This is a genomic window from Streptomyces sp. RG80 (genome assembly GCF_040446465.1).
Lineage (GTDB): Bacteria > Actinomycetota > Actinomycetes > Streptomycetales > Streptomycetaceae > Streptomyces.
In genome coordinates this window covers 432,031-444,576 of record NZ_JBEAAJ010000006.1, presented here as the reverse complement: position 1 = coordinate 444,576, position 12,546 = coordinate 432,031, and the positions used below count along the sequence as shown (strand labels likewise).

General features: G+C 71.4%; 14 protein-coding genes. 8 read left to right on the top strand and 6 right to left on the bottom strand.

Annotated elements, in window-relative coordinates; translation table 11 throughout:
- Positions 1-314 precede the first annotated feature (314 nt).
- From ABKA17_RS22820 to ABKA17_RS22800, 5 genes are all read left to right on the top strand, one after another.
- Positions 315-1,013, top strand: a complete 699-nt coding sequence (locus ABKA17_RS22820; protein ID WP_353694030.1) for an NPCBM/NEW2 domain-containing protein — start codon at positions 315-317, stop codon at positions 1,011-1,013.
- Positions 1,014-1,037: 24 nt separating this feature from the next.
- The gene (locus ABKA17_RS22815; protein WP_353694029.1) at positions 1,038-2,729 is read left to right on the top strand and encodes a 5'-methylthioadenosine/S-adenosylhomocysteine nucleosidase family protein; all 1,692 of its coding nucleotides are present in this window, start codon (positions 1,038-1,040) and stop codon (positions 2,727-2,729) included.
- A 140-nt stretch (positions 2,730-2,869) separates the two neighbouring features.
- On the top strand, positions 2,870-3,682 hold the full coding sequence (locus tag ABKA17_RS22810) for an SAM-dependent methyltransferase (protein ID WP_353694028.1): 813 nt from the start codon (positions 2,870-2,872) through the stop codon (positions 3,680-3,682).
- Positions 3,683-3,718: 36 nt separating this feature from the next.
- Entirely contained in the window at positions 3,719-4,003 is a 285-nt protein-coding gene (locus ABKA17_RS22805) for a hypothetical protein (RefSeq protein WP_353694027.1), read from the top strand.
- Positions 4,004-4,087: 84 nt separating this feature from the next.
- Positions 4,088-4,735 (top strand): HAD family hydrolase, encoded by a 648-nt coding sequence (locus ABKA17_RS22800; protein ID WP_353694026.1) that lies wholly within the window; start codon positions 4,088-4,090, stop codon positions 4,733-4,735.
- Positions 4,736-4,808: 73 nt separating this feature from the next.
- On the opposite strand, the gene ABKA17_RS22795 is transcribed toward ABKA17_RS22800, so the two are convergent.
- On the bottom strand, positions 4,809-5,276 hold the full coding sequence (locus tag ABKA17_RS22795) for a winged helix-turn-helix transcriptional regulator (protein ID WP_353694025.1): 468 nt from the start codon (positions 5,274-5,276) through the stop codon (positions 4,809-4,811).
- 93 nt (positions 5,277-5,369) lie between these two features.
- Between ABKA17_RS22795 and ABKA17_RS22790 the strand changes: the two genes are divergently transcribed.
- Both ABKA17_RS22790 and ABKA17_RS22785 read left to right on the top strand, forming a co-directional pair.
- Positions 5,370-5,870 (top strand): PaaI family thioesterase, encoded by a 501-nt coding sequence (locus tag ABKA17_RS22790; protein ID WP_353694024.1) that lies wholly within the window; start codon positions 5,370-5,372, stop codon positions 5,868-5,870.
- A 79-nt stretch (positions 5,871-5,949) separates the two neighbouring features.
- On the top strand, positions 5,950-7,104 hold the full coding sequence (locus ABKA17_RS22785; protein ID WP_502994334.1) for an FUSC family protein: 1,155 nt from the start codon (positions 5,950-5,952) through the stop codon (positions 7,102-7,104).
- A 166-nt stretch (positions 7,105-7,270) separates the two neighbouring features.
- On the opposite strand, the gene ABKA17_RS22780 is transcribed toward ABKA17_RS22785, so the two are convergent.
- The 5 genes from ABKA17_RS22780 to ABKA17_RS22760 all read right to left on the bottom strand — a co-directional run bounded on the left by ABKA17_RS22780 (position 7,271) and on the right by ABKA17_RS22760 (position 11,803).
- Positions 7,271-8,137, bottom strand: coding sequence for an oxygenase MpaB family protein (locus tag ABKA17_RS22780; RefSeq protein WP_353694022.1), 867 nt, complete (start codon positions 8,135-8,137; stop codon positions 7,271-7,273).
- Entirely contained in the window at positions 8,131-8,607 is a 477-nt protein-coding gene (locus tag ABKA17_RS22775; protein WP_353694021.1) for an MSMEG_6728 family protein, read from the bottom strand. Before ABKA17_RS22775 ends, ABKA17_RS22780 begins: the two co-directional genes overlap by 7 nt.
- A gap of 3 nt (positions 8,608-8,610) precedes the next feature.
- Positions 8,611-9,492 (bottom strand): SDR family oxidoreductase, encoded by an 882-nt coding sequence (locus tag ABKA17_RS22770; RefSeq protein WP_353694020.1) that lies wholly within the window; start codon positions 9,490-9,492, stop codon positions 8,611-8,613.
- Positions 9,493-9,669: 177 nt separating this feature from the next.
- Positions 9,670-11,289 (bottom strand): phytoene desaturase family protein, encoded by a 1,620-nt coding sequence (locus tag ABKA17_RS22765; protein ID WP_353694019.1) that lies wholly within the window; start codon positions 11,287-11,289, stop codon positions 9,670-9,672.
- On the bottom strand, positions 11,282-11,803 hold the full coding sequence (locus ABKA17_RS22760) for an SRPBCC family protein (RefSeq protein ID WP_353694018.1): 522 nt from the start codon (positions 11,801-11,803) through the stop codon (positions 11,282-11,284). Before ABKA17_RS22760 ends, ABKA17_RS22765 begins: the two co-directional genes overlap by 8 nt.
- Before the next feature lie 361 nt (positions 11,804-12,164).
- Between ABKA17_RS22760 and ABKA17_RS22755 the strand changes: the two genes are divergently transcribed.
- The gene (locus ABKA17_RS22755; RefSeq protein WP_353694017.1) at positions 12,165-12,539 is read left to right on the top strand and encodes a hypothetical protein; all 375 of its coding nucleotides are present in this window, start codon (positions 12,165-12,167) and stop codon (positions 12,537-12,539) included.
- Positions 12,540-12,546 lie beyond the last annotated feature (7 nt).

The window sequence follows — 12,546 nt, the reverse complement described above, 5'->3', positions numbered from 1 at the left end:
TCCACGGGGACGTCCCACAGGTCATCCCGGCTATGGGGCGTGCGCTGCGAGCGCGCGCCCTCTGAATGTCCCGAGCGCTGCGAGGTGAGTCGGGAACTCCGGTGTTGTCGTTGTGCCGGGTCCCTACTGTTGTGGCAGCCGTGAGAGGGAGGGACGCGCGCCCCTCCCTGTCGACCTGACACGGCATCACGCATCAGTCATCTCATCGCTCGGGTGCCGGAACCCACTCTCGACCGCAGGCCGGCCGCGTCTCGGCGGTCGAATGCCGGACGACCGGTTCTGGGCCCGGAGCATGGATGTTCGGGGGGACACACATGGATCTCGACAAGAAGACGGACAGCGACCGGGAAGAGCGGCGGCGCCGACGCCGCTGGGGTGTGATCCCGCGCTGGCTGGAGGTCCTCGCGATCTGTCTGGCGACCGTGGCGGCCGGCTTCTTCGGCGGCAGGGTCACGGTCGTCCAGGCCGACGCCCCCACGCCGACCGCCACCGTCACCGCGACCGTCACGGCGACACCCGAACCCGTGGTGAGTGCCAAGGAGGCCGAGGACGAGACGGTCCCACCGACCACCGACCCGACGACGCCCGAACCGAGCACACCCGACAACGCCTCCAGCGTCTACCTCGCGGACCTCGACCCGGTGGAGGGGGACCGAAACGTCCAGCCCATCACCGTCCACGGTCGGCACTACGCCAAGAGCATCACGCTCACCTGCAGCAGCAGCGGTACGAGCGTCGTCTACAGCACCAGCGGATACACCCGGCTCAAAGCGCAGGCCGCCATCGTCGCCGACTCCCCCAACGCGATCGGTTCGGTGGGGACCATCAAGGTCACCAACGCGGCCGGAGAGCAGATCGGCGAGGACGCGACCATCCAGTCCAGCAAGGCCACCGAACTCTCGGTCGACGTCACCGACCAGGACCAGGTCGAGATCGCCTGCGTGATGACGAAGTCGGGCGACGAGGACGGCTGGTACTTCTACGGCGGCCTGGGCGATGCCACGCTGTCCTGACCAGCCCGGAACGAAAGAGATTCCATGAGGCCCAAGGCGCCCGGAGCGGACGTCGTCGTCTTCACCGCGCTCGGCAAGGAGTCGGCCGCGGTAGTGGATCACCTCGAAGGACCGCTCGTCGAACACGAGGTCCGCGGAGCCCTGTTCGAGCTCGGCACTTTCACCGGCGAGCACGCCACCTGGCGCGTGGCCTGCCATGAGACGGGAGAGGGAAACGCCGCCGCAGCAGCGCTCGTCGAACGCGCCGTGACGGAGTTCGAACCTCACCACATCTTCTTCGTGGGCATCGCGGGCGGCCTCAAGGACGTGAAGCTGTGCGACGTCGTCGCGGCCCGGCACATCTACGACTACGAAAGGGGCAAGGACGGGGAGCGGGGCTTCCAGGCCCGTATCACCACCCATCTGTCGACGTTCGGCCTCGTCCAGCGCGCCCAGTCGGTCGCCCGCTCGGACAGCTGGCGCGACCGGATCAGGTCCCCTCTGCCCGACCGCACGCCGAAGGCCCACGTCAAGCCTCTCGCCGCCGGCTCCAAGGTGGTGGCCTCCGAGCGCTCCGCCACGGCCCGGCTGCTGGCCCGCCACTGCGGTGACGCGCTCGCGGTGGAGATGGAGGGATACGGCTTCCTGCAGGCCGCGTACATCAACGCGGGCGTCGGCGCGCTCGTCGTCCGGGGGATCTCCGACCTGCTCTCCGACAAGGGCGAGGACAACGACGACGTCTGGCAGCCCGCTGCCTCCCGGTGCGCCGCGGCCTTCACCTTCGAGGTGCTGTCCAAGCTGTCCGCTCCCCCGGGCCGCCGCCAGGGACTCGGGAACTCCGTAGGAGAGTTACGCCGCACACGGCGGTCCGGCGGTCAGGCGACGATCGGGTTCGGGCCCGAGCACACGGCGGTCGTCATCGGTGGGGACGGGGCGATCGAGCGATGGGACCTGAAGTCCGGCGAGGCACTGCCAGGTGCCCCGGGCGGCGCCGAACTGCGCCTCGGCCACCAGGCCATCGCCTCCCCGTCCCGCCACAGTGTCGCCGTCGCGCGACGAGCGAGCCTCGAACTGGTCCACTTCACGGGCACGTCCGGCGAGCACCGGCGGCATTCCGTGCCGCTGGGCCGGGACGAGTTCCTGGTCACCAGTGGCGGCACCGTTCTGGCGACCCACGACGGCCGCCGCCTGGCCGTGCGCGACTTCGACGACGGCCGGATCCTGCACGAAGTGCCGTGCCCCCAGGGCCTGGCGGCCTCCGCCGTAAGCGCCGACGCCTCCGTGATCGCCATGGCCACCTCGAACAAGGTCCACATCCACCGGCACCACCCACACGCACCCGCCCCGGTCGAGCTGGACATCCGCAACCGGCTGGGGATTCTGAGACTGGGCTGCTGGCTGAGCGTCTCGCCCTCCGGAAGGTACGTCGCCTGCGCCACGTTCCGTGAGCTACGGGTCTGGCGCACCGACGGTCAATCGGTCGTCCTGCACCGGGAGTTCAGCGGACACGAGAGCTTCGACGGCCTGGGGGCCCAGGGCATGCGCCTGCTCTGCACCGACGAGGGAAAGGTGCTGTGGCTTCGGCGGGGCCTGCTGTCGCAGGTCACCCACGCCCCCGAGATCCGTCATCTCGAACAGGCGGGCCGCTACGACGACTTCGCCCTGCACCCCGATGGAAACCTGCTGGCCGGCATCAGCACCACCGGCCTCGTACGGACCTGGGAGTGGAACGGCTGAGGCGTACCGCACTCACGGAAGGCTCTCGCCCCTTTACGGCGACCACCCCGAACCCCTCAACTGGTGGGCATGAAGCGGGTGTTCAGACGTAGGTTGTGCCATGGATGATCCACACCTCGACTGAAGGACTGACGCGACTCATGACCGACTCTGTGACGCCCGAACCAGCGGGGCACCAGAACATCGACACCTCTGTGCCGCACTCCGCCCGCATCTGGAACTACTGGCTCGGCGGCAAGGACAACTACCCCGTCGACGAGCAGGCCGGTGACGCCTACACCGCCGTCTTCCCCGGCATCGTCACCATCGCCCGCAGCAGTCGCGCCTTCCTGCGCCGCAACATCACCTATCTGGTCTCCGAGGCCGGGATACGGCAGTTCCTCGACGTCGGCACCGGCCTGCCCACAGCCCAGAACACCCATGAGGTCGCCCAGCGGATCGCCCCCGAGGCGCGGATCGTCTACGTCGACAACGACCCCATGGTCCTGGGTCACGCCCGTGCCCTGCTCTACTCCACCCGCGAGGGCGCGACCGCCTACATCGACTCCGACGTCACGGACCCGGACCGCATCCTCGCCGCCGCCGCGAAGACGCTGGACTTCCAGCAGCCCACCGCGCTCATCCTCAGCAACATCCTGGGACACGTCGCCGACCACGACCAGGCCCGCTCCATCGTCACCGGGCTCATGGAGGCCCTGCCGTCGGGGAGTTACCTCTCCATCAACGACGGCTCCCGCGGCATAGACCCGGTCTTCGAGCAGGCCCAGGACGCCTACAACAGCAGCGGCGCGGTGCCGTACAACCTGCGCACCCCTGATGAGATCACCGCGTTCTTCGACGGTCTGGAGCTCGTCGAGCCCGGCGTCGTCTCGGTCACGCAGTGGCGTCCGGAGCCCGGTTCGACCGCTCCGGAGGTCATCGCCGAACATGGCGGCCTCGCCCGGAAGCCGTAGGCGTCACCAGGATCGACAGTCACTATGATCTTGGTCATGACAGTGCAGAGCCCCGAGAAGACCCTCTCCCGTAAACAGAGGCTGCAGGAGAAGCAACGCCGCCAGTTGCTGGCGGCCGACATGGTGGACAAGGCCGAGGTCAAGGTCCACAAGGCCGAGTCCGAACTGGCCGTCGCCGTCGCCGAGGCGGTCCGCGTCTTCGGCGACGAGCAGTCCGCGTCCGAGGGGCTGGACATGCCGGTCGAGGCCGTCCGGCGCTTCCTCGCCATGGCGCGGGACGCGGGCGTCGAACCGGTCGACGACACGGACGCCACGACCTGAACCACCGGCACACCCCACAACCCGTACAACCATGAGCAAAGGCGGCCTACCCCGGCCGCTCGCTCGCAAGTAGGGTCCATCACCGTGAGACTCGCGATCTTCGATCTGGACGGCACGTTGGTGGACCGCACGGGCGCCTTCGCCCATGCCATCACGACCTTGAGCAGCGACCACGGTTACGGCCCGGAGATCGAGCAGTGGCTGTTGACCGAGTTGGCCGACCACGCCGAACGCGGCGATTTCGACCGGCTGCGCGCCACCTTCCCCGTGCGGGAGAGCGCCGACCATCTGTGGCGTGTCTACATCGACCGCATGGCTTCCGCCGTGCGCTGCCGCCCTGACGTCCTCGACAGCCTGGCGGGCCTCAAAGAGGCGGGCTGGAGCATCGGTGTCGCCACCAACGGGGCCAGCGACATCCAGCGGGCGAAGATTCGGGCCGCCGGGCTCTCCGACCTGATCGACGGGATCGCGGCGTCCGGCGACATAGACGTCCGCAAGCCTGATGCGCGCCTGTTCGAACTCGCCGCCGCACGCTGCGGGACCCAGCTCACCCCGGGCGACTGGATGACCGGCGACAACCCCGAGACGGACATCGTCGGCGGCCACCACGCGGGCCTGCGCACCATCTGGGTCCGCGACCGGCCGTGGCCCGACGGACTGCTGACCCCTCATCACACGGTCGACGACGTGATCGACGCCGTCGACCTCCTGCTCGCCGAGACCACGGGATAGCCGAGACCTCGGGACAGCCCCGCTCGCCCGGCGATCAGTGCCCTGAAGCGGCGGCTACCGGTCAGTGGCTGCGTCAGGTCCGGCGCCGGGCGCCCGGTCCTGGCCGGGCGGTCACGTCCCTGGGGGTCAGAACCATGTGCTCGCCCTCGCACTCGACCACGGCACGGACCGGGGATCCGCACTCGGTGTGCCGCAGATCCAGGACCGCGCCGTCGGGGTCGGGGTCGTGTGTCTCGCCCCACTGACGCAGTGCGACGAGCACCGGCCACAGGTCCCACCCCTTGCGGGTCAGCCGGTACTCGTTGCGGGATCGGCTGCCGGGCTCCTGGTAGGGGACCGTCCGCAGAATGCCCGCCTCGGTCAGCTTGCGGAGCCGGTCGCTGAGGACCGCCTCCGACAGGCCGATATGGCGTCGGAACTCGTCGAACCGGCGCACGCCGTTGGTGGCGTCCCGCACGATCAGCAGGCTCCACTTCTCCCCCACCACGTCGAGCGTGCGCTGGACGGGGCAGTTGTCGGTGCTGATCTCGAGCCACTCCACCCGGCCATGGTAGCCACCTGGCTTCGTCGTTGACAGTCAGGTTTCCGCCGGGCTAGCTTCGATCGACAAAGTCAGCTGGGAGGACGCAGGGGCATGGGACGCACACGCACGTACAGCTGGGACGACCCGGCGGTCACGGCCGCCGCCGTGGGCCGCTCCACCGGTCTGGACTTTTTGCGCGACCTCCAGGGCGCCCGGCTTCCGGCCCCGCCGATCGGGGCCACCCTCGACTTCACGCTCGACGAGGTGGCGGAGGGGCGGGCCGTCTTCTCCCTCGTCCCCGGCGAGGAGCACTACAACCCGATCGGCAGTGTGCACGGCGGCGTCTACGCCACCCTCCTCGACTCGGCGGCCGGCTGCGCCGTGCAGTCCACGCTCCCGGCCGGCACGGGCTACACCTCGCTGGACCTGAACGTGAAGTTCCTCAAGCGCATCACCGTGGACACCGGCCCGGTCCGGGCCGTCGGCACCGTCGTCCACCGCGGCCGTACGACCGCGCTCGCCGAGGCCACCCTGCTCGACGCCGAGGACCGACTGCTGGCCCACGCGACCAGCTCCTGCATGCTCTTCCCGCTGCCGCCCCAGGCCGCCTGAGACCCGGGTCCGTCACCGCGGATCAAGCCGAACGGGACGGGTCGGCATTCATCGGGGCAGGTGTGGCACTTGGCCTGACATGCAAGGGATACGTGGGGCAGTGCCGGATGCCCGGCGCCGGGTCGGGGCGGCGGCCGAGGCCCTCCGTCGGGCTCGGGCCGAGCCGGGCCGGGAGCGGGATCTGCTGGTACAGGCCCTCAAGGCGGCTCTGGCCGCGTGGGTGGCATGGATGGTGGCGGGCTGGTGGCTGAAGGCGCCCATGGCGTTCGTCGCGCCCTGGGTGGCGATCGTGCTGGTGGAGTCGACGGTGTACCGGTCGATCGCGCACGGACTCCAGCAGGTCGCGGCCATCGCCACCGGGACCGTCGTCGCCACGTGCGTCGCCGTGGTGCTGGACTCCCCGATCGCGGCCATGGGTCTGGTGCTGCCGACGGTGGTGCTGCTGGGCAACTGGCAGCGCCTGGGCAGCCAGGGCGTCTACGCGGCCACGGGCGCCCTGTTCGTCCTGACCGGCGGGCCCGTCACGATCGCCACGTCGACGGCGCGCGTCGCGGAAGCGGTCTTCGGCGCGGTCGTGGGCATCGGGGTCAACGCACTGATCCGGCCCCCGGTGCATCTGCGCAGCACCCGCGCCGCGCTCGAGGAAGCGGCCCGCGAGGCACGGGAGATCCTCGACGGGACAGCCGAGCGCCTGACCGCCGACGACTGGGACCCTCACGGGGCCGACGCCCTCCACGAGCGGGCCCTGCGCCTCTACCGACTCGTACGCCAGGCGCGGACCGCGGTCGACCGGGGCCGGGAGAGTCTGCGCGCCAACCCTCGACGCCACAGCCGTGTCGTCGCTCCGCCCGGCCAGGACTACGACGACGCCGTCACGGTCCTGGACTATGTGGCCGTCCACATCACCGGCGTCACCCGGCTGATGCTGGAGGCTTGTCACGACGACCGCAGGAAGCCCGGTCCAGGACCGCGGTTCACCGAACCGTACGCGGAATTCCTGCGCACCAGCGCTCGCGCCGTCCAGCTCTACACCCGGATCCAGTTCGACCCGAAGGGACGGGACGAGCGGGCGGAACAGGAACTGCGCGACACCGTCGAGAACTCGGTGCGCACACTGGACGATCTGCGGCAGAGGCTGCCCGCCGCGATACCCACCGATCCCGAGGCCTTGGCGACGTACGGCACGCTGCTCACGCAAGCACGCCGTCTGGCCGGCCAGTTGATCACGCACTGAGTGGGAAAGGCATTCGGGGCCCCGTCCGCATTCGGACGGGGCCCCGAGTCGAGCGCCGGGCAGGCCTTGCACCTGCATTTCCCCGCGGGAAGCGGGGCGTCTTTCCTTGGACCACCAACGCAGAACCAGCAGCGGTGAGTTACCACCGGCGAGCTCGTGATCAACCTTACCGCATGTCGTGGCCTGCTCTGTCCCCACCGCCCATGGCCCAGCGGATGGTTCGGGTCAGGGCCTGCCCTGTGGGACGTACCGCGACGCTCTCCACGAGGGGAAGCCGGGGCAGCCAGAGCATCCCGCGCGCCCAAGGCGGCAGCAGGGCTACGGCGTTGGCGGCCAGGCCGCCGTAGAAGGGGCGCACCGCGAGCGGTATGGGGGGCCGCAACAGCAGGTAGCGGGCGGTGGATCGGGCCTCGGGGGTGGCTCGCAGTTCGGGGCGGTAGGCCCTCAGGCGCTCGGACAGTTCGTGGCGGTCGCGCGGTGGGTCGGTGACGCCCAGCGCCTCGGCGACGCGTGCGGTGTCGGCGACGTAGGCGTCGTAGTCGGCCGGGCTCAACCGACGGGCCCCGTAGCGTTCGTGGGCGCGCAGGAAGCTGTCCGTCTCGGCGATGTGGACCCAGGCCAGCAGGTGGGGGTCGGCCGCGTGGTAGGGCACGCCGTCCGGCGTGGTCCCGCGGATGTGGTCGTGGATGTCGCGGACCCGGTCCACCGCCTGCTGGGCGTCGTCGGCGGTGCCGTAGGTCGTCACGGCCAGGAAGGTGCTGGTGCGCTGGAGGCGGCCCCACGGGTCGCCGCGGAATCCGGAGTGCCCGGCCACCGCCGCCATGGCGAGCGGATGCAGGGACTGCAGCAGGAGCGCGCTGAGGCCGCCGATGAACATCGAGGCGTCGCCGTGGACCGTGCGGATGGGACGGTCCGGTGCGAACCATCGTGGGCCGGGGGTGTCGTGGATGCGCGCGCGGACGGCCGGTCCGTCGGGGCCCGCGACGCGCCGGAACAGGGCCTTGCCCAGCTGTTCACGCACCGCCGTCAGCACGGTTGCGCCTCCCTGTCCGATGCGGGCCACACGTAGGGGAGGTCGTCGGGCACGTGGGGGAACAGCGCGGCGTACACCTCCGGGGCCTTGCGGACCAGTGCCGAGCGGTGGCTCTCGTGGAAGGCCTCCTCCCCGAGCCAGGGCGGCAGTTCACCGGCGGCGGCCAGTTCCGGCTGGTCGCGCACCGGGGCGCCGGGCCGGGTCACGGCCAGTCCGGCCACCAGCGAGGCGGCACAGCTGTCCTGGTGCCCCTGTTCGCGCCAGACCTGGCAGATCTCCAGGCCGTACCGTACGAGCGCCTCCTCGTACCCCGACCACATCCGTACGGCCGGGTGCCGGCGCCAGCCGTATCCGGGCACCGTCAGCCCGCGCAGCACCTGCAGGGCCTCGACCCGCTGCTTGCCCAGCCGTCGTCGGTCCAGCAGCAGGGCCGTCTGCCGGAAGTCGGGGTGGGGCAGGAAGGTCTGCATCGGTCACCGGGTCACTTCTCGCGCGGCGCGGTCGGCCAGGCCTCCCGCGCCCAGCGGGCCGGTGTGCTCCAGGGAGTGGGCGGCCTCCATGCGGGGCAGTGCGCGACGCGACACGCGCAGCACCACGGGCGGTATGGCCGCGCGCACCGGTTGGGTCAGCCGTAGCCAGGCCGGCGCGTAGATGGTCGTACGGCGGTGTTCCAGGCCGTTGACCAGGCGCGCGGCGACCGTGTCGACCGGGTGCACGCGGCGGGCCGGGGGCGGCATGTGGGCGCGCAGTTCGCGCATGACGGCGTACCGGTCGGCGTCGCGGATCATGTCGGTGTCCGTCCAGTTGGGATAGGCGATGCCCACGGCGACGCCCCGGTGCGCCACCTCGGCCCGCAGGGAGTGCGCGAAGGCCTCGGCTCCCGCCTTGGACGCGCAGTAGGCGCTCATCAGGGGGACGGCGCTGATCGACGCCAGAGAGGCCATCTGAAGGAAGTAGCCCGACGTGTCGAGGAGGTCGGGCAGGAAGGCGCGGGCCGTGTGGGCGCTGCCGGTCAGGTTGACGTCGATGACGCGGCACCAGGCGGCCGGGTCCGAGTCGAGGAACGGGCCGCCCTCCGCGATGCCCGCGTTGGCCACCACCGCCGAGGGCCGGCCAAGACCGGACCGCACCGTGCGGGCGGCCGCAGCCAGCGCGTCGGGGTGGGTGATGTCGACCGCGAGGGCCAGTGCCGGTCCCGGCAGGGACGCCGCCACCTCCTCCAGGGCGGCCTGCTCATGGCCCAGCAGCGCGACCCGGGCGCCGCGACGGGAGATTTCGCGGGCCATGGCCGCGCCCAGGCCGCGAGCGGCCCCGGTGACGACGACCGTCCGGCCGACGAGCGGACTCCTGCGCACGGGATGACCTTCCCTTCCGTTCGACTGCGCGACCTGCCCACCACTTCCGCGCGGAGGCGGTGTCCGGATGCGGCTCATCTCCTGGATGACGGAGGCATACGCAGTGGTCGGGGTGGCCGGGCGTTCACTCTTCCTCCTTGGCGGGGCTGGCCCCCGGGTCGGTGCGGTGGTGACGGTTCAGCGTTTGGTGCCGGTGCGGTCGCGGCGGGTGAGGAGGCGTTGGGCGCGGGCCAGGCCGGGGGGCCGGTGGCGGTGCAGTGCGGCTCGTGCGGCGTTGGCCCCCGGGGCGCCGTGTACGCCGCCGCCGGGGTGGGCGCCGGAGGAGGCCAGGAAGAGTCCGTGGACGGCGGTCTCCGGCCGTCCGGTGCCAGGGAGGGGGCGGAAGGCGAGCTGCTGGTGGATGGCGGTCGTGCCGCCGTTGATGGCGCCTCCGTGGAGGCTGGCGTCGCGGGCCTGGAGGGTCGGGGGCGCCAGGACGCGCCGGGCACGGATCAGGGTGCGGAAGCCGGGCGCGAAGCGTTCCACCTGGCGTTCGACCCGGTCGGCCATGAGCTCCTGGTCCTTGGTGTCCCAGCGGCCGGTGATGCCCTCGTCGGCGGCGTCGGCGCCGATGTCGTGGGGGACGTGGGTGTAGGCCCAGGCCGATTCGGTGCCGCGCGGTGAGCGGGTGGCGTCGGCGGTGGTCATCTGGCCGAACAGCAGGAAGGGCCGGTCCGGGACCTGCCGCATGGCGATCTGCGCGGCGAACCGGGTGAGCTCGTCGACGCCGTCGGCGAGGTGCACGGTACCGGCCCGGGACGCCTGCTCCGCCTGCCAGGGCACCGGCCCGTCGAGCGCCCAGTCCACCTTGAAGGTGGCGAAGTCCCACTGGAACCTGCGCAGGTCTTCCCGGAGCTGCGCGGGCAGGTGCTCGGGGTCGAGGAGATCGCCGTACAGGGCGGGCACGGACACGTCCGCCAGCACCGCCCGGCGCGCCACCACCGCGTCGCCTTCGGCCGTCCGTACGCCGACGGCACGCCCACCACGGACGACGACCCGCGCGACACGCTGCCCGCACCGGATCCGCCCGCCCCGGGCCTGGAGACGCCGGGTGAGAGCCTCGGTCAGGGCGCCGGCGCCACCGACCGGGACGGGGAAGCCGTACGTCTGTCCCAGCATGGCCATCAGCCAGCCGAAGCCGCCGCTGCCCGCAGACTCGGGGGCGAGATCGGCGTGCAGGGCGTTGCCGGCCAGCAGCAGTCGCCCGCCCTGGCCGTGGAACTCCTCCTCCCCCATGCGGCGCACCGGCAGGATCAGGGTGCGTGCCATGCGCAGTCCGCCCGCGGCCCGCAGCCGCCACGCCAGCCGTGCCGTGGCCCGGACCGGCGGGAAGGGCGTGAACAGCGCGTCCAGCACGTCGGGGCGCAGCTGCTGCCAGGTCTCGTGCAGGCGCCGCCAGGCGGCTCCGTCACCGGGCGCGAAGGTGTCGAGGGAGGCCGCGGTGGTGTCGATGTCGCGATCCAGGACGGCGCAGCTGCCGTCGGTGAGGGGATGTGCGAGCACGCTGGGGGCGTGGCTCCACTTCAGCCCGTACTCGCCCAGGCGCAGTGCGGACAGGACCGGTGAGGCCGCGGCGAGCGGGTAGAAGGAGCTGAAGACGTCGTTGACGAAGGCGGGGTCGACCTCGCGGTCGTGGCGCACCGCTCCCCCCGGGTCCGGCTGCTCCTCCAGTACCTCCACGCTCCATCCGGCATCGGCCAGCATGTTGGCGGCCACCAGGCCGTTGGGGCCCGCTCCGATCACCACGGCGTCAGGCATGGCCGGCCCCTTCCACGCCGGTCGCCGCCGACCGCACCGTCGTCCCGTGCGGTGCCTGGCGGGTGTCGTCCGGGGTGCCTTCCGCGACGGTCTCGCACAGCCGGGCGAGCCGGGCGAGCATGGTGCGGTGGCGCAGCTGGATCAGCGCGTCGAAGCCGACGTTGTGCAGCCGTCCGCCCGCTCCCTGGAGCGGGTGCTCGTCCACGATCACCAGGCACTGCTCGCCCCACGGCCGCAGCTCGATCGCGATCCGCGCCGTGCCCAGGACACCGGCGTGCGCCTCCAGCTCCAGACCGGCGCCTTCCTCGCAGCGACGCACGATCGTGTTGTTGACCAGCCGGATCGGGCCGAGGCGGACCTGGAAGCGGATCGCCGCGCCCGTTTGCGGCCAGTCACCGCGGACCGGCTCGGACCGCGAGGTCCCCACCACCCACTCCGCGTAGCGGTGGCCGTCCGCGAGAACGTCCCACACCGCGCTCGGGCTGACTCGGATCAGACGATGGCGAACGGCCACGGTTGCCTCCAAGGGGTCGCCTGGACCGGGTTGCCCGTCGACCGCGCCCCGAGTGCCCGCGTGGGACGGGCCCAACCAGCGACGTCCCCTCCGGACCCGAGCGGAAGATCACCGGCCGGCCCACGCACGGCCCGAGATGATGCCGAGCACTCGGGCTCGAAACGGTGCCGCGGTGGCGTCATCTTCGGGCGCCTGTACGCCAGTTGTAGCCGGGCGGGTGGTCCCGTCCGGGTGCCGATCAGTCATGAAGGGGCAGTCGCGAAGAGCTCCCCCGGGCGCCGCGACGGCAGTCGTACGGTCCGGCCATCGGGCGGACCGGGCCATGCCGGCCCGCCGTGACCGACTCACAAGGGGAGGCGCCGTGGCAGGTGTGGAAGTGTCGCTGAAGGAGATGATGGCCGGCATCGAAGGGTCGATGGCGGCCGCGGTCGTCGACTACACCAGCGGGATGGCGCTGGGCACGCTGGGCGGGGACAAGGATCTGGACGTCACGGTCGCGGCGGCCGGCAACACGGACGTCATCCGGGCCAAGCTGCGCACCATGGAGCAGCTGGGGCTCAAAGCCCGTATCGAGGACATCCTGATCACGCTGGAGAGGCAGTACCACCTCATCCGTCCGGTGGCCGGCCGCAACGGAAACGGACTGTTCCTCTATCTCGTCCTGGACAAGGCGCGTTCGAACCTGGCGATGGCACGCCATCAACTCAAGCGCGTGGAAGAGCATTTGGAGGTCTAGCTCTCAG